Origin of the sequence: Bordetella avium, from assembly GCF_034424645.1 — a bacterium.
Taxonomy (GTDB): Bacteria; Pseudomonadota; Gammaproteobacteria; order Burkholderiales; family Burkholderiaceae_B; genus Bordetella; species Bordetella avium.
On the sequence record NZ_CP139969.1, the window covers coordinates 2,870,646 to 2,886,037 of the forward strand.

The 15,392-nt window shown below is 62.7% G+C and carries 14 protein-coding genes, 6 tRNA genes and 1 pseudogene; 14 read left to right on the forward strand and 7 right to left on the reverse strand.

The features are described 5' to 3' along the window. Positions 1 to 138: 138 nt before the first annotated feature. From U0029_RS13265 to U0029_RS13295, 7 genes are all read left to right on the forward strand, one after another. On the forward strand, positions 139 to 849 hold the full coding sequence (locus U0029_RS13265; protein ID WP_052236173.1) for a phosphatase PAP2 family protein: 711 nt from the start codon (positions 139 to 141) through the stop codon (positions 847 to 849). Between the two features lie 126 nt (positions 850 to 975). Continuing rightward, positions 976 to 1,051, forward strand: a tRNA-Ala gene (locus tag U0029_RS13270). Positions 1,052 to 1,075: 24 nt separating this feature from the next. Beyond that, positions 1,076 to 1,151, forward strand: a tRNA-Glu gene (locus tag U0029_RS13275). A gap of 38 nt (positions 1,152 to 1,189) precedes the next feature. Then, positions 1,190 to 1,266 (forward strand) — tRNA-Asp (locus U0029_RS13280). Between the two features lie 284 nt (positions 1,267 to 1,550). Next, a tRNA-Ala gene (locus U0029_RS13285) sits at positions 1,551 to 1,626 on the forward strand. A 24-nt stretch (positions 1,627 to 1,650) separates the two neighbouring features. Next, positions 1,651 to 1,726: transfer RNA gene (locus U0029_RS13290), tRNA-Glu, on the forward strand. Between the two features lie 38 nt (positions 1,727 to 1,764). Then, a tRNA-Asp gene (locus tag U0029_RS13295) sits at positions 1,765 to 1,841 on the forward strand. A gap of 111 nt (positions 1,842 to 1,952) precedes the next feature. Here U0029_RS13295 and U0029_RS13300 read toward each other — a convergent pair. Together U0029_RS13300 and U0029_RS13305 are read right to left on the reverse strand one after the other, a co-directional pair. Continuing rightward, positions 1,953 to 2,528: a TetR/AcrR family transcriptional regulator gene (locus U0029_RS13300; protein ID WP_114852379.1), complete on the reverse strand. Its 576-nt coding sequence runs from the start codon at positions 2,526 to 2,528 to the stop codon at positions 1,953 to 1,955. Positions 2,529 to 2,611: 83 nt separating this feature from the next. Continuing rightward, positions 2,612 to 2,851, reverse strand: a complete 240-nt coding sequence (locus tag U0029_RS13305) for a DUF4148 domain-containing protein (RefSeq protein ID WP_407655165.1) — start codon at positions 2,849 to 2,851, stop codon at positions 2,612 to 2,614. A gap of 548 nt (positions 2,852 to 3,399) precedes the next feature. Between U0029_RS13305 and bioB the strand changes: the two genes are divergently transcribed. After that, positions 3,400 to 4,371 carry a biotin synthase BioB gene (gene bioB / locus U0029_RS13310; protein ID WP_012416523.1) on the forward strand — a complete coding sequence of 324 codons (972 nt, stop codon included), beginning with the start codon at positions 3,400 to 3,402 and terminating at the stop codon, positions 4,369 to 4,371. Next, complete coding sequence (locus U0029_RS13315; RefSeq protein ID WP_012416522.1) at positions 4,368 to 5,216, forward strand: V-type ATP synthase subunit I; 849 nt, start codon at positions 4,368 to 4,370, stop codon at positions 5,214 to 5,216. Before bioB ends, U0029_RS13315 begins: the two co-directional genes overlap by 4 nt. Position 5,217: 1 nt before the next feature. On the opposite strand, the gene U0029_RS13320 is transcribed toward U0029_RS13315, so the two are convergent. From U0029_RS13320 to U0029_RS13330, 3 genes and pseudogenes are all read right to left on the reverse strand, one after another. Next, positions 5,218 to 6,534, reverse strand: coding sequence for an MFS transporter (locus U0029_RS13320; protein ID WP_114852380.1), 1,317 nt, complete (start codon positions 6,532 to 6,534; stop codon positions 5,218 to 5,220). 57 nt (positions 6,535 to 6,591) lie between these two features. Next, a complete protein-coding gene (locus tag U0029_RS13325) occupies positions 6,592 to 7,095 on the reverse strand; it encodes a peroxiredoxin (RefSeq protein ID WP_012416520.1) in 504 nt (167 codons plus the stop codon). 133 nt (positions 7,096 to 7,228) lie between these two features. After that, positions 7,229 to 10,689 (reverse strand): annotated as a pseudogene (locus U0029_RS13330) (DUF748 domain-containing protein). A gap of 119 nt (positions 10,690 to 10,808) precedes the next feature. Here U0029_RS13330 and moaC point away from each other — a divergent pair. The 5 genes from moaC to U0029_RS13355 are packed head-to-tail and all read left to right on the forward strand — an operon-like array spanning position 10,809 to position 13,713. After that, the gene (moaC, locus tag U0029_RS13335; protein ID WP_114852381.1) at positions 10,809 to 11,297 is read left to right on the forward strand and encodes a cyclic pyranopterin monophosphate synthase MoaC; all 489 of its coding nucleotides are present in this window, start codon (positions 10,809 to 10,811) and stop codon (positions 11,295 to 11,297) included. Beyond that, a complete protein-coding gene (moaD, locus tag U0029_RS13340) occupies positions 11,278 to 11,529 on the forward strand; it encodes a molybdopterin converting factor subunit 1 (protein ID WP_049794130.1) in 252 nt (83 codons plus the stop codon). The genes moaC and moaD overlap by 20 nt, the downstream gene beginning before the upstream one ends. A gap of 2 nt (positions 11,530 to 11,531) precedes the next feature. Further along, positions 11,532 to 12,002: a molybdenum cofactor biosynthesis protein MoaE gene (locus U0029_RS13345; protein ID WP_012416516.1), complete on the forward strand. Its 471-nt coding sequence runs from the start codon at positions 11,532 to 11,534 to the stop codon at positions 12,000 to 12,002. Next, positions 11,999 to 12,517 (forward strand): molybdenum cofactor biosynthesis protein B, encoded by a 519-nt coding sequence (moaB, locus tag U0029_RS13350; protein WP_012416515.1) that lies wholly within the window; start codon positions 11,999 to 12,001, stop codon positions 12,515 to 12,517. The genes U0029_RS13345 and moaB overlap by 4 nt, the downstream gene beginning before the upstream one ends. Then, a complete protein-coding gene (locus U0029_RS13355) occupies positions 12,514 to 13,713 on the forward strand; it encodes a molybdopterin molybdotransferase MoeA (protein WP_012416514.1) in 1,200 nt (399 codons plus the stop codon). The genes moaB and U0029_RS13355 overlap by 4 nt, the downstream gene beginning before the upstream one ends. Here the strand turns inward: U0029_RS13355 and mobA are convergent. Both mobA and moaA read right to left on the reverse strand, forming a co-directional pair. Continuing rightward, positions 13,710 to 14,294 (reverse strand): molybdenum cofactor guanylyltransferase MobA, encoded by a 585-nt coding sequence (mobA, locus tag U0029_RS13360; RefSeq protein ID WP_114852382.1) that lies wholly within the window; start codon positions 14,292 to 14,294, stop codon positions 13,710 to 13,712. The genes U0029_RS13355 and mobA overlap by 4 nt on opposite strands. Then, positions 14,287 to 15,369, reverse strand: a complete 1,083-nt coding sequence (moaA, locus tag U0029_RS13365; RefSeq protein ID WP_114852383.1) for a GTP 3',8-cyclase MoaA — start codon at positions 15,367 to 15,369, stop codon at positions 14,287 to 14,289. Before moaA ends, mobA begins: the two co-directional genes overlap by 8 nt. Positions 15,370 to 15,392: the final 23 nt, after the last annotated feature.

The following is a 15,392-nucleotide window of genomic DNA, read 5'->3' on the forward strand; positions in this document are numbered from 1 at the left end:
ATCAAAAAGGATTGGGAAAGTCCCCTATTTTAGCGCCTTAGCCATTAAATCGCCTTTGACCCTGGGGCTTGGGCCATTACTATTAGCCGCCGCGCGGCTGCGCGCGCTTACTTTTTCTGAACGGACCCTTCCACGGTCATGACGACAGGCGTACCCACCCCCTCTCAGCGCACATCGCGCCTTGCTCGCGGCGCAACGGGAGCATTGGCTTTGGCCCTGCTGTTGCTGGCCTGCGCCATTTGGCTCGATCGCCCGCTGAGCCTTTGGTTGAACGTCAATGTTCCGCCCGCGCTAGACAAGGCCTTCGATCGTATCGGCAATCTGGGCGATGCCGGCCTCTATGTCGCTGTCGGCCTCATCTGCTATATCTGGGCGCTCAACGGCCTGGCGCGAGGCTGGAGCTGCCCTTTCAAGAGCGGTTTTGATCGCATGGCGCGCGGCTCGCTGCTGCTGCTTGCCACGATGACGGTGGGGGGCATCATCACCTGGCTGCTCAAGCGCCTGGTTTCGCGCGCCCGACCCGAAGCGCTGCTGGACCACGGCATTTATGGCCTGGGACAGGTATTCGCCGGCAAGCCCTATGACTCCTTCCCCTCCAGTCATACCCTGGCCGCCTTCGCCGTGGCGTCGGTGATCGCGATTCTATCGCCACGCTGGCGCTGGCCCGTCATGACCCTGGCGGTGCTGGTGGCGGCCAGCCGCGTGATCAACCGCGACCACTTCCTGAGCGATGTCTGCGTCGGCGCACTGATCGCGATCTGCTGCGCCGTCTTGCTGGCGCCGCGCATTCTTGACACCCGCTACCATTGGCCGCTGCGCGCGCCATGGCGGTGGTGGAAGGCTTCCTGAACCGATTTCCCGATCATTCGGCGGCTTCCCTGCACACTTTAAAAAAATAGTGCATAATTCGCCCCCGATTCGCCAATCGGCACAAAAACGGCAAAGGCCTTCGGGTAATGCCGCGTTATGTGAGACGGGGGTATAGCTCAGCTGGGAGAGCGCTTGCATGGCATGCAAGAGGTCAGCGGTTCGATCCCGCTTACCTCCACCAATCGGCGACGGAAGCAGTACCGAGGTCCCCTTCGTCTAGAGGCCTAGGACATCACCCTTTCACGGTGAGTACAGGGGTTCGAATCCCCTAGGGGACGCCAAGCTTACTTGGCAAGATGCCGCAAGGTGTCACCGCTGCGGAGCGGTAGTTCAGTTGGTTAGAATACCGGCCTGTCACGCCGGGGGTCGCGGGTTCGAGCCCCGTCCGCTCCGCCAAATTTCAAAAAGCCGCTTGATTGCAAAATCAGGCGGCTTTTTTCATTCGAGGCAAAGGCCCTGAAGGTCTTTATGAAGGGCTTTCGCATTCAGCACGCCATGAGCCGCTCAGCAATCCGAATTGCCGTTTTGCGAGCAGGCAATTCAGGCTTGAATGACGCCCATGAGCAATGCCGCAAAGAGAATTGGCACAAGATAAAAAAATAGTGCATAATTCGGACCCGTTCGCCAAACGGCACAGAAAACGGCAAGCGCCTCAGGGCTCTACCGCCTGATGTGACAACGGGGGTATAGCTCAGCTGGGAGAGCGCTTGCATGGCATGCAAGAGGTCAGCGGTTCGATCCCGCTTACCTCCACCAATCGGCGACGGAAGCAGTACCGAGGTCCCCTTCGTCTAGAGGCCTAGGACATCACCCTTTCACGGTGAGTACAGGGGTTCGAATCCCCTAGGGGACGCCAAGCTTGCTTGGCAAGATGCCGCAAGGTGTCACCGCTGCGGAGCGGTAGTTCAGTTGGTTAGAATACCGGCCTGTCACGCCGGGGGTCGCGGGTTCGAGCCCCGTCCGCTCCGCCAAATTTCAAAAAGCCGCTTGATTGCAAATCAAGCGGCTTTTTTCATTCGCGGCGAAGGCTACCCGTAGCAGGCTAGCAGCCATTGCGGCCTGCCCCACAGACGGCAAGCGCCTCAAACAATGCAAGCGAGCCGATCGGACAGGGTTTCTTTGAGGCGCGCGGGTTCGCGAAACAGACGGGCGGTAATCATCAGCCCCTGCACGGCGGCGAACAGCGCGCGTGCGGCGGTTTCGATGTCGCCATGGAAGACGATACTGCCATCGGCCCGGCCATCGCGAAGCACCCCCATTAGCCACTGCTCCTGCCCGCGGAAGAACCCCTGCAAGGCCTGCCGCACACTCTCAGGCAAAGAGATGATTTCGGCGGCCAACATGCCGCCTAGGCAAAGCTCGTCTCCGGCGCAAAGCTGCGCTTCGATTTTTTCGAAATAACGGTCCAGGCGCTCACGGGGCGCGAGCGTGGCGTCGATATTGCGCAAGGAAGCCAGCGCACGCGAGCTATAGCTTTCCAGCGCTTCGAGCAAAAGATCGTCTTTGCAGGGGAAGTAGTAATGAATACTGGACGTTTTGACGCCCACATAATCGGCCAAGTCGCGGTAACTTAAGCCATTGCATCCGCGTGAGCGAATCAATTTTTGCGCGTGGCTCAGGAGCTGATCGCGGGTCGAGTTTGCTGTTGGCGTATCCATGGCGTTAGTTTACCTACACATAGATCGGGATGCACTCACGCCGGCCGCACGCCTGAGCGGGCGTGCGGCCGCGAGGCGGCGCATCAGCCGGCCGTGGGTGGATAGTCCAACTCAGCGCTGTCGGTCAGACCCTGCGCGCGGGCGGACGCCAGCTCAGCCTTGACCTGAGCGCGGGTGGCCATGGCACCCTGGGCATAAGCGGCGATCGGGTAATCATTTTCGCCAGAGGCCATCAGGCCTGCTTGACGCGCGGAGGCCAGCTCGGACTCGACCTGGGCGCGGCTGAGCGTGCTGCTGCTGTCTTGGGCGGGCGGCCAATCCAACTCACCGGCTTAGGCGGCTCCGGCGAAGGCGGCGGAAAGAATCAGGGCGGAAACAAGGGTCTTCATGGTGAATCTCCGTAAGGACAATCTTTGACAGCGATTTTTAAATCTATCTACCTATAGGTAGATATCAGGAGAAATAAAAAGAGGCGGAGCCTCGTACTGCTTTATTTCTGAACGGCTTCTTTCACAAACGATGCGGCGTTGACCGTTGGATGAATATTACCTACTAGTAGATAGATAAGACAAGCCGGAAACCTGTATGCACTTGTAATTTTGCGGCGCATCCCATCCCGCTTCAGCCCCCCCCGCATGTATGCCCGCCCGCAGGCAAATCTCCCTCTCATCGTACATTTACAATAAGAAACAATTTTCAGGGCAGCTCCGCTTTCTGGAGATGCCGGCAATTTAACCCACTCAGGCCGACATCTCGCCTTCTTTTTCATCCTTCCCCTGCTTATTCGCATTCAATTTTGCCTTTTTTCGGCACATTGCCATTCGAGCAACGGCTTTCTACGATCCGCCGTTCCGCTACTCAGGAGATTCGAATGCAGACCATCCCCCTGCCCATCCGCCCCACGGCCGGACGCTGGCGCACCGCCGACGTGGTGGCCCTGTACGAACTGCCGTTTCCGGAGTTGCTGCACCGGGCTCAGAGCGTCCATCGGGAGCACTTCGACGCCACTGAAATCCAGCTCTCCAGCCTGTTGTCGATCAAGACCGGCGGCTGCCCGGAAGACTGCGGGTATTGCTCGCAGTCGGCCCGCCACGACTCCGGCCTGGCTGCAGAAAAACTGATGCCGCTGGACGAGGTGCTGGCCGAGGCCCGGGCCGCCAAAAACGCCGGCGCGCAGCGTTTTTGCATGGGCGCGGCATGGCGCAGCCCCAAGCCCCATCACCTGGAGGCGGTGGCCGAGATGGTGCGCGAGGTCAAGGCGCTGGGCCTGGAAACCTGTGTCACGCTGGGCATGCTGCAAGACGGTCAGGCCGAACAGCTCAAAGAGGCAGGGCTGGATTACTACAACCACAATCTCGACACCTCGCCCGAGTTCTACGGCAACGTGGTCACCACACGGGGCTATCAGGACCGCCTGGACACGCTGGCCCGTGTGCGGAACGCCGGCATCCATGTGTGCTGCGGCGGCATTATCGGCATGGGCGAATCGCGCCGCGACCGCGCCAGCCTGATCGCGCAACTGGCCAATATGGAACCCTACCCGGAGTCGGTGCCCATCAACCATTTGGTGCCGATTCCCGGCACGCCGCTGGCCGAAGCCGCCCCCGTGGATGTGTTTGAATTCATCCGCACCATCGCCGTGGCCCGCATCACCATGCCGCGCGCCAAAGTGCGCTTGTCGGCGGGGCGCCAATCCATGAGCGAAGCCGAACAGGCGCTATGCCTGCTGGCAGGCGCCAACTCCATATTTTACGGCGCATCCTTGCTGACCACCGGCAATCCTCAGGTGCAGGCCGACCGCGCCCTGATGAGCAAGCTGGGCATGCGTCCCGAGACGGTATGAATTCCGGTCTGCTGTTTCTACCGTTCAGTGTGCTGTGCAGCGTCGGGCTGGCGGTGTTTCTGAAACTGGCCCGCCGCCAGGGCATCGATGCCCGCCAGGCCATCCTGACGAACTACGCCGTCGCATCCGCGCTATGCCTGCTGTTGCTGCAGCCGGACCTGAACCGTTTGCCGCAGGGATCGCTGCTGCTTGCGCTGGGCGGTCTGGGTGTGCTGCTACCGCTGATTTTCATGGCGCTGGCGCAATCCGTGCGCGCCGCAGGCATCGTGCGGACCGATGCCGCCCAGCGCCTGTCGCTCTTCATCGCGCTAGGCGCCGCCTTTGTGCTATTTGGCGAGGTCTTCACGGCGCGCAAGCTGGCCGGTATCGCCCTCGCCTGTGCGGCGCTGTTCTGCCTGCTGCGCAAACCCGCGCACGACGGCGGCGAGCGCGGCGCCTGGCTATGGCCTCTGGTCGTCTGGGTGGGCTATGGCCTGATCGATGTGCTCTTCAAGGTCATGGCGCGAGGCGGCGCGGGCTTTCCGGCCGCTTTGCTCGGGGCCTTTGTGCTGGCCGGTCTGCTGATGCTGGCTTACTTGCTGTGGCGCGGCGCTGCCTGGCGCGCACGCGACCTGGCTGCGGGCGTGCTGCTGGGCCTCATCAACTTCGGCAACATCTACAGCTATATCCGGGCCCACCAAAGCCTGCCCGATCAACCCGCGCTGGTCTTCGCCTCGATGAATATGGGCGTGATCGCCGTGGGCACGGCGGCAGGCGCCCTGCTGTTTTCCGAAAAACTGTCGGCCTTGAATGGCCTGGGACTGGCCCTGGCGCTGGCCGCAGTCGCCGTGATGCTGCCGCTTTGACTCAAGAGCCGGCGCGCGGCTCGTTATTGGGCGGCTGCATGACATCGGCCATCGGCGTGAGCATTTCCATGTCGGGATCGGCGACCGGATCCACCCGGGGATCAAGGGCTACCACCGCAGGTGAGGATTGCAGGGTATCGGGCATGGGTACAAACTGGACCGGCGCCTCATCCACCTGATTGACACCGGTGATGGCGCTGGGCCGCACACGCCAGACAAGAATGAGCGCGCAAAGGGGCACGAAAACATAGTAAGTGGTGTAGCCGCCCAGAGACATGATAAGGCCGGCCACCAGCGGCCCCAGACAGGCGCCCACGCCATACACCATGAGCAAGACAGCGCTCAGGCTGACACGGCGGTCGGCCTCGACATGGTCGTTGGCCAGCGCCGCCCCCAGGGGGTAGAGCGTGAACTGCAAAATCCCCTGCATGCCCGATAGCGCCAGCAAGGCCCAGAAAGGCAGGTCCACCCAACCCCACATAAAGACGGGCAGCAGCACCAGCAACGCGGCATTGAAACGGATCAGGCCGGCGCGGTTGATACGATCGGACAGCCATCCGATAGGCCATTGCGAGAGCAGACCGGCCGTGACGGCGACGGCCACAAAGAGCGCCACCTGCGAGGTATCCAGGCCATACTTGACGGCATAAACCGGCGCCAAACCGTAAAAAGCCCCGCTCAGATTGCCCGCCACGAACAGGACGGTCATGGCCAGCGGCACACGTTTGACGAAGAAAAAGAAATCCAGGGGCGCCGGACGCGGCGTGGGCGGGTGCGAGCGCGCCGTTACGGCGATCGGCACCAGGCAGAGCACCAAACACATGGCCACCAGCACCAGCGGACCGCTGTCGAGGTTGGCGTAGAGCGTCAGCGCCAGTTGGCCAAGCACGGTGCCCAAGCCGGAGACGACCATATAAACCGAAAACACGCGGCCGCGCTGATGATTCTCGGTTTGTTCGTTGAGCCAGCTCTCGATGACCATGAACTCGGTCACCATCATGATGCCGGAGATCAGGCGCAGAAGCAGCCAGATGGGCAGAGAGTCGGTTTGCGCCTGCAGCAGAATCATGCTGGTGGCCACCGCCGCGCACGCCACGAAAGCCCGGATATGCCCCACCCGGATAATCAGTTTATGACCCAGGCGCGCACCGCAAACCAGGCCCAGATAATACCCCGCGATCATGGCGCCGACCCAAACCTCATTGACGGATTTCGCCGTCAGGGTGAGGCCCATATAGGTGTTGAACAAGCCCGTGCCGATGAGCATCAACAACGTGGCGAAGTACAGCGACGAAAACGAGGAAATGGTGGCGAACATGGGGGGGCAGGCGGCAGCGTGCGCAGGGAGGCCAGCCGGCCTCCCGCTAAGGATGGATCAGATTTGCGACAGCAGCGTTTCGGCGTCGCTCACTTCGAACTTGCCGGGAGCTTCGATGTTCAAGCGAGTGACCACGCCGTCTTCGATCAAGGCCGAATAGCGCTGCGAACGCACGCCCATGCCGCGCGCGATCAGATCAAGCTCGAGACCCAGCTCGCGCGTCCAGAGCGCCGAGCCGTCGGCCAGCAGACGCACTTTACCCGTGGCGTGCTGATCACGACCCCAGGCGCCCATCACGAAGGCGTCATTGACCGCGACACACCAGATTTCATCCACGCCCTTGGCCTTGAAAGCCTCGGCCTGCGCCACATAGCCAGGCAGATGCTTGGCCGAGCAGGTCGGCGTAAAAGCGCCCGGCACGGCGAACAAGGCGATTTTCTTGCCGCGCGTCAGGTCGGCCACCTGAAAGGCATTGGGGCCGAGCTGGCAGCCCGGGGTTTCGGTTTCAATGAACTCGGTGAGGGTGCCATCCGGAACACGGGCGCCAACAGAAATTGTCATGCAATTCTCCAACAGGAACAGTTGTTTCTTGGTTTGAGGCGGCAAGCCGCCTGACCTCAATCATAGATCGCGCCAGCCCCGATCGGACTTGCGTCCGATCAGGAAAAAACGCCAAACGTTTGCACACACACCCTCATTTCAGAGAGAAATCCACCCGCGAAGGCTTGCCATCGTCTTTGATGCCCGAAGCGTCGAGCTGGGGCGCGACCAGAAAAATCCGGTCGGCCGGGCCCTCAGTCTGTAATGTCTCGTATACCGTCTGAGCACGCTCATCGGCCAGTTTGCGCAGGCTTTCCTGCGAAATCGGCGCCACCCCCTTGAGCAAAGCCATCATCTGCTCAGCCGGTATCGATTTGGCCATCCCGATGAGGTTACGCGGCTTGCCCTCGATCTTGGTGTCGTCATACACCTTTTCAAGATATTTATTGCGCTCGGCCGGACTGACATCGACCCCGTCGGGATGGATTTTCTTGCCCCGCCCCGCTGTGTCGCGCACCTTGGCCAGACGGATTTGCCGCTCGACCCAGGCCGCGCGCAAGCCGTCTTCATCGGTGTTGAGGTCCGCCCGTCCGGCGATATCCAGCTTCAGGCCCGGCCGGTCGTTCAGCGCCTTAGCCAGCGTTTGCAGGCGTTTTTCGCTCTCGGCCGTCAGTTGGGCGCTGCCTGGTGCGAATTCGATATACGACAGCTCTTCGCCGCCGCCAAAGGCCGAGGCCAGCAGGGTAAAGGGAGAGGTGACGGCCTTGACGATGAGATTCACAAAAACCCGCGCGATAATCCCGCCCACCGAGAACTGAGGGTCATCCAGTGAGCCGGAGATGGGCAGATTGATGTCGATATTACCCTTGCTGTCCTTGAGCAGGGCGACCGCCAGCAGCACAGGCAGTTTCAGCGCATCTTTGCTATCGGTTCTATCGCCGAAGGTGAGCTGGTTGAGTATGACGCGATTGCTAGCCTGCAAGGCGCGATCCTTGATCTGGTACTGAACATCGACCGAGAGCTTGCCCCGCACGATGGGATAGCCCATGTACTTGGCCGAATAGGTCGTGAAACGAGGCAGATCCACGCCCTTGGCGGACGCCTTGAGATCGAGCGCCAGATATTGCGCGAAGGGCTGTACCGTGCCGCTGATGGAAAACGGCGCGGTGGTGTAGACCCGTCCGCCCACCTTCACCGTAGCAGGCTTGGGATTGCGAGAAGACACCGCCGAGATCGACCCTTCGATAGCGGAAAGCTCGGCCGTGTAATTGGGTTGCACGAAGCGGTCGGTAAAGCTCATGCGGCCACGCTTGAGCGTCACGCTGTTGACCGACATATCGGGCATGGCCGCCGCCTGTTTGGCCGACGCCCCGCTGGCCTTAGCGGCCGGGCGAGAGCGGGTCTGCGTGTCTTGCGTGATGGAGCCGCCCGCCTGCCCCGGTTCGGCCACCAGATCCATGACGTTCAGGCTGCCCTGCGCATTGAGCAAGAGCCGGCCGTAGAAATCGTCCAGCACAATATCGCCCAGATTGGCCGAGAAGGCATCGCCGCGCACGGCCACCTGCATATTGCTGAAAGCCAGCTTGCCCCAGTTGAGAAAGTCCGCCTGATTAACGCGGTCTTGCAGATCAAAATCACTGACCTCGGCCGCGCCTCGCCAGGCAGCGGTCATGGGCGTCTGGCCGTTGGCGGCTGCGAACTCGGCCTGCCCCTGCGCGCCGACGGTCACCGCACGCACCGTGGCATTCAGGCTGGAGGCCACATAGGGACCGAATGGCGCCAGATCGAGGCCGCTCAGATCCACCTGGCTCTTGAGACTGAGGGGTGCGGAGGTCAAGACGCCTTGCATGGCCAACCGCCCTTTGCCCTGGATATCGGCAGCCTTCAGCGTGAAGTTTGTCGGGGCGGCGCCCATGGACAACTGGTCTGCCTGAATCTCCATCTGCCCCAGGCGAAGGTCCAGCGCCGGGCGCATGGCCTCGTCACGAACGGTCAGGCTGGTCAGAGAGAGCGAGACATCGCGCGCGCTGAACTGCTGATCCAGCACCAGCCGGGCGTCCAAGCCCAGGCGGCCATCCTGGATGCTCAGCGGCACAGCCGCCAACACCGCCGGCGCAAAGGGCGCCAGCGCCAGATTGCTCAGGTGCAATTGCAGGTCTAGCGCCAAGGGATGGAGCCCCAGCGGCCCCTTAGCGCGCAGCCAAGCGCCATCGGCGCTGCGCGTCATATCGGCCCAGAGACGGATGGGCTGCCCAGCGGGCTGCGGCCATTGCACGTTCTCGGCCGTCAGGTTCAGGCCGTCGAGGGGATAGTCCAGACCGAGCCCGGCATCACTGAGCATCACCTCGGCATCGTGAACATTGACGGCGTCGATCGTCAGCTGCCATCCGGGCGGCGTGGCAGGCACAAGCCGCGCCACGTTTTCGTCTGCCTGCCCATCGGCCTGTCCGCCCGCTGTTGCTGCGATTTTTTCAGGCGGCGCCGCCGCCTGAGCCCTTGCCGGAGAGGCCGGCCCGAGCCGCGGCCCGCTTGCGCCGGCCGCGCCGCCAGACGCAACACGCCCCAGCTTATCGATAATCTCCAGCCAGTTGATGCGCTGACGGGCGTCGCGGCTCACCCAAGCCTGAGGCGCCCAGAGCGCGATTTCCTCGATGGCAAGTTTTTGTTCCAGCGGCTCGCTAAGGATATTTCTCAGATTCAGCGCGCTCCAGCGCAGCAGTTCCGCACCCGAGGTTTCGCGGACATTCAGTTGGCGCAGGCCCGCCTCGCCAGTCAGCTTGAAGGCAGGCGGCCCATCCGCCGCCTGCTGGTAGACCAATTGCAGACGGCTGTCGAGCAAGGCGCGATCGAGAATGAGGGGCAGGTCCAGGGCCAGATATCGGCCCATTGCTGCAAGCCCAGCCCCTCGACACGAAGATCGAGCTTGGCCGAAGGCAGCGCATCGAAGGGGCGCGCCACACCACCGATATCCAGCGGACTGCCATTGATCCGCATATGCACAGCGGGCCGCAGGTCCACGTCGCGATCATGGCCGAAAGTGGAAAGAAAGGGCAGGCTCAGCGACATATCGTCGATGCGCTGCTTGCGGCCGCTGACCTTGTCGTCAAGCTCGATGCGGCCGCCCTCAAGGCTGAAACGATGCAGCGCAAAACGCGGCAAGCCGGCCGGCGGCGTGGCGGGTTCGGCGGACGTTTCGGAAGCGGCCAGCTTTTGCTGGATATCGGAAAAATTAAAGCGCAACAAATCTTCGCGCGTCAGCGCGAGCTGCGGCGCGACGACACGCACGCGATCCAGCACGGGCGCAAACCAGAACAAAGAGCGCCAAGCCGCGCTGACCTCGACCAGCCCGACCTTGAGCAGGGCGGTCTGGGATTGCGGCTGGGCAATGGCCAGATCCTGCGCACGCAGAGTCAGGGTAAAAGGATTGAAGGCAATATCGCCCACGCTGACTTCGCGGCCGAGCATGGCGGCCACATCGTGGGTCAGCGCGCTGCGCAGCACTTTTGGGAGCTGCCATGCCGCCAAACCGGCCAGACCGAGCACCACCAGCACGACCGCCCCAAAAATTTTCGCGCAACGGCGCGAAAGCTTCAGCGCTGGTGGACGCAAGGACATATCGGCAACTCCTGACAGGTTTCTCGGAGATTATCACGCTCCCGAACCGGGCTCGTCTATCATAGGGTGGCCTGCCAGCCGGCAAGGCCAAATCCTTTTTTGCCAGGTTTCCTTTCGAGATGTCTGACTCTCTTCCTACCCTGAGCCATCTGGACGACAGCGGCCAGGTGCGCATGGTCGACGTGGGCGACAAAGCCGATGCCGACCGGCTCGCCATTGCCCGTGCCGCTGTGCGCATGAGCCCGCAAGCCTATGGCCTGCTTACCCAGCCCGGTCAGGGCAAAGGCGAAGTGCTGAATACGGCTCGCGTGGCGGGTGTGCTGGCGGCCAAGCGCTGCGCCGAGCTGATCCCGCTGTGCCACAGCCTGCCCTTGGCCTTTGTCGGCATCGAGTTCTCGCTCGACGATGAAGGCCATCGCGTGGAGATCCGCGCCACCTGCCGCACACGCTATAAAACCGGCGTCGAGATGGAGGCCATGACCGCCTGTAGCGTGGCAGCCCTGACCATTTACGACATGTGCAAAGCGGCCGACAAAGGCATTGTTATCGAACAGGTAAGGCTGGCCTACAAATCCGGAGGTAAGAGCGGTGAGTGGCGCAACGATTGAACTGCGGTATTTCGCCCGAGTCGCGGAAATGCTGGGTAAGCGCGCCGAACGCCTGCCCCTGCCGCAACCGGCCAACACTGAACAATTGATGGCGGATCTGGCCGCACGCTATCCCCAACTCGCGGGCGTGAAGCGCTTGAAAATCGCCATCAACCAGAATCACGTCAAAGGCGAGGCGCCGCTGTCGGCCGGCGACGAAGTCGCGGTCTTCGAGCCGGTCACCGGAGGCTAGCCATGATCGTCGTACAAACCGAAGACTTCGATGCCGGCGCCCTGCTGGCGGGTCTGCGCGCCGAAGCCGGCGCGGCCGCTGGCGCCATCGTGACCTTTACCGGCTATGTGCGCGATTACGCGCCGGACGAAGCCACCGAGACGCTGTTCCTGGAACACTATCCCGGCATGTGCGAACGCGAACTGGCCGAGATCGCCGAGACGGCGCGCTCGCGCTGGCAATTGGCCGGCACGGTCATCGCCCACCGCGTCGGCGCCCTGCCGCGCGAAAGCCAGATCGTGTTCGTCGCCGCCGCCAGCGCGCATCGCGGCGATGCCTTTCGCGGCTGCGAATTCATGATAGACGCGCTGAAAACACGCGCGCCCTTCTGGAAGCGCGAAACGCTGGCCAGCGGCAACAGCTTCTGGGTCGAGCAGCGCGCCAGCGACGAAGCGCGCACCGATGCCTGGAATAAGGACGAGGAGACAGCATGAACGCCAACACCCCTATCCCGCTGGTCTGCGCCGTGCTGACCATCAGCGATACGCGCAGCCCCGCCGAAGACACCTCGGGCGATCTCCTGGCCGAACATATCGTCGCGGCCAACCATCATTGCGCGCACCGCGCCATCGTGCCGGACGACATCTATCAGATCCGGCGCGTGCTCAGCGACTGGATCGCCAACCCTGAGGTCCAGGTCATCCTGACCAACGGCGGCACCGGTTTCTCGCCGCGCAACTGCCTGCCCGAAGCGGTAAGGCCCTTGTTTGACCGCGAAATCGAAGGTTTTGGCGAACTGTTCCGCCAGATTTCCTATGATGATATCGGCAGCTCGACCATCCAGTCGCGCGCCCTGGCGGGCTATGCCAATCAGACGGTGATCTTCTGCATGCCTGGCTCGACCCGCGCCTGCAAAACCGCCTGGACGCGCATCATTGCCGAACAACTCGACAGCCGATACAAACCCTGCAACTTCGCCACGCAGCTCTCGCGCAAGGACGCATCATGATGGAATTCGATCAGGCCCAGGCCCAGTTGGCCGAGGCCGCGGCGGCGCTAACACGCCGCGAGACCCTGCCCCTGGCCAGACTGGCCGGCCGCGTGTTAGCGCAGGACATCACGGCCACGCTGGATCTGCCCTCTGCCGATAACAGCGCCATGGACGGCTATGCCATCCGCTACGCCGATTATCAGGCTGGACGCGCCCTGCCCGTGACGCAACGCGTATTCGCGGGCGAGATGCCGGCGCGGCTGGAGGCCGGGCAGGCGGCGCGCCTGTTCACGGGCAGCCTGCTCCCCGAAGGGGCCGACACCGTCATCATGCAGGAAGACGCTCGTGAAACCGACGGCCAGGTCGAGATTCTGCTCGCGCCGAGCGCAGGCCAGCATGTGCGCAAACGAGGCGAAGACACCCGCGCCGGCGCGCTGCTGCTGGCGGGGGGCACGGTCTTGCAAGCCGCGCACATCGCCTTGCTGGCCTCCCAGGGTATTGCGCAGGCCGAGGTTATCGACCGGCTGCGCGTGGGCATCCTCACCACCGGCGATGAACTGGTGCCGCCGGGCGCGCCCCGCCAAGCCCAGCAGATCTATAACTCCAATGGCGCCATGCTGGCCGCACTGGCCGAAGGCATGGGCGCGCAAGCCACTCATGTACTGCACGCCCGCGACGACGAGGAGAGCCTGAAAGCGGCCTTCGATCAGTTGCTGGACGATTGCGATTTGATCCTGAGCGTGGGCGGCGTCTCAGTCGGCGAGCGCGATCTGGTCAAACCGGTGCTGGAGTCCATGGGAGCTCAGTTGGTGCTCTGGAAGGTACGCATGAAACCGGGCAAGCCGGTAGCGCTGGCCCATGCGCGCGGCAAGCCTCTGGTCTGCCTGCCAGGCAATCCGGTATCGGCCTACACGGTATTCACGGTCTTGGTCTCTCCCTTGCTGCGCCGCATGCAAGGCCGCCGGGAGATCTACCCGCGCGTCGATCATGTGGCTTTACGCACAGCGCATACCCGCCGAGATGGCCGCGAGGAATTTCTGCGGGTGCAATACCGTGTGGGCCTCACGCCCGAGCTGCATGCCTACACCAATCAGAGTTCGGGCGTACTGAGCTCCCTGGCCTGGTCGGATGGGCTGGCGCGGCTGCCCTACGACACCGATATCCAGGACGGCGCGCAGGTACGCTATTACGACATGCGCCTGTGGCAGGCTTAGCCCTGCGCGAAAGCGAAATCTTCCGCCGTATTGAGGTTGATGAAAGCCTGGGGCTCGTCATCGAAAGCCACTTCGATGGCGCCAACCCGATCTTGCCATAGGGCGACCTTGCGGTCGCCTGCGGCCAGATAGGCGCGCAAATCCTGCGCCAGGGCGGCTCTCGCCGCCATGCAGACAGCGTGCCGGCGTCCCTGGCTGGACACCACGGCCATCGACGCCCCGGCATGTTCGGCCGCCTGCGTGAGCCGCAGGACCAGATCTCGCGGAATCAGAGGGGTGTCGCAAGGCACGCATACCAGCCAGTCATCCCGGCAGGCCGCCAAGCCGGCGGCAAGCCCCGCAAGCGGGCCCTGCCAAGGGCCTAGCGCCGCATCGTCGGGCAGCACCTTGCCGTATTGCGCATAGGTTTCGAGATGACGATTAGCGCTGATGTAGAGGGCGCCCACCTGAGGAGCGAGGCGTTGCGCCACATGGGCGACCAGGGGCTGGCCGCGCCAGGGCAGCAGACCTTTATCGGCCTCATTGACCCGCCTGCCCTGCCCGCCCGCGAGAATCAGCCCGGAGATCGCGCGCTTAGCCACCGATGTAACTCATCTCGATTTTTTCCTGAGCAACGCCTGCTTGGCCGCGCCGCTCGGAGTAGTTGTCACGGCGGACCGTCCAGATGCCGCTAAGCGCGGCGGCAAACGACTCGTCGTCGCTGCCATTGCGCAGCAAGGTGCGCAGATCATAGCCACGCGAAGCAAACAGACAGAGGAATAACTGCCCCTCGGGCGACAGGCGGGCCCGCGTACAGCCGCCACAAAAAGCGTGGGTCACGCTGGAAATCACACCGATTTCACCCGCACCATCGGCATAGCGCCAGCGCTCGGCGACCCGCCCCATCGGCGCGTCCTCCAAGGGCTCCAGCGCGAACTCGGTGCTCAGGCGAGCGATTAGTTCGGCGCTGGGCAAGACTTCGGTGAGGTTCCAGCCATTGCTGTTGCCGACATCCATGTACTCGATAAAACGCAGCACATGGCCACTATGACGAAAATGTCTGGCCAGAGGCAGGATCTGATCGTCATTGACGCCACGGCGCACAACCATATTGACCTTGACGGGCAGCCCCGCCGCAGCCGCAGCATCGATGCCGCGCAACACATCGGATGGGGTGTAGTCGGCATCCGCCAGTTGTTTGAAGCGCCCGGGGTCCAGTGCATCGAGGCTGACCGTGACACGGCCCAGGCCTGCCGCTTTGAGGGCGCTCGCCTTGCGCGCCAACAGGCTGGCGTTGGTGGTCAGGGTCAGGTCGAGGGGAAGCCCCTGAGGCGTGCGCAGATCAGCCAGCATGGCGATGAGCTTATCGACATCTTTACGCAGCAGCGGCTCGCCACCGGTCAGGCGGATTTTCTCGGTGCCCAGTCGGGTGAACACACGCGCGGCGCGGGTGATTTCTTCGAATGACAGCAGGGCCGAATGTGGCATGAAACGATAGCTGGCGTCGAATACGTCACGTGGCATGCAGTAAGTGCAACGGAAGTTGCAGCGATCCGTCACCGAGATGCGTAAATCACGCAGGGGACGGCCGCGTTGATCCCGCAGCGGCTCACCCGCTGCGGGCGGCGCGACGGCGACAGGGATGTGTTCATCAACGAGATGGATCACGGAAGACATGATGGGATGATAGCCCTTGAATG

Bases quoted from the DNA above. Each gene is read 5' to 3' on its own strand.
- U0029_RS13265 (WP_052236173.1), top strand. From the start codon at position 139: ATGACGACAGGCGTACCCACCCCCTCTCAGCGCACATCGCGCCTTGCT.
- U0029_RS13300 (WP_114852379.1), bottom strand. From the start codon at position 2,528: ATGGATACGCCAACAGCAAACTCGACCCGCGATCAGCTCCTGAGCCAC.
- bioB (WP_012416523.1), top strand. From the start codon at position 3,400: ATGCAGACCATCCCCCTGCCCATCCGCCCCACGGCCGGACGCTGGCGC.
- U0029_RS13315 (WP_012416522.1), top strand. From the start codon at position 4,368: ATGAATTCCGGTCTGCTGTTTCTACCGTTCAGTGTGCTGTGCAGCGTC.
- U0029_RS13320 (WP_114852380.1), bottom strand. From the start codon at position 6,534: ATGTTCGCCACCATTTCCTCGTTTTCGTCGCTGTACTTCGCCACGTTG.
- U0029_RS13325 (WP_012416520.1), bottom strand. From the start codon at position 7,095: ATGACAATTTCTGTTGGCGCCCGTGTTCCGGATGGCACCCTCACCGAG.
- moaC (WP_114852381.1), top strand. From the start codon at position 10,809: ATGTCTGACTCTCTTCCTACCCTGAGCCATCTGGACGACAGCGGCCAG.
- U0029_RS13345 (WP_012416516.1), top strand. From the start codon at position 11,532: ATGATCGTCGTACAAACCGAAGACTTCGATGCCGGCGCCCTGCTGGCG.
- moaB (WP_012416515.1), top strand. From the start codon at position 11,999: ATGAACGCCAACACCCCTATCCCGCTGGTCTGCGCCGTGCTGACCATC.
- U0029_RS13355 (WP_012416514.1), top strand. From the start codon at position 12,514: ATGATGGAATTCGATCAGGCCCAGGCCCAGTTGGCCGAGGCCGCGGCG.
- moaA (WP_114852383.1), bottom strand. From the start codon at position 15,369: ATGTCTTCCGTGATCCATCTCGTTGATGAACACATCCCTGTCGCCGTC.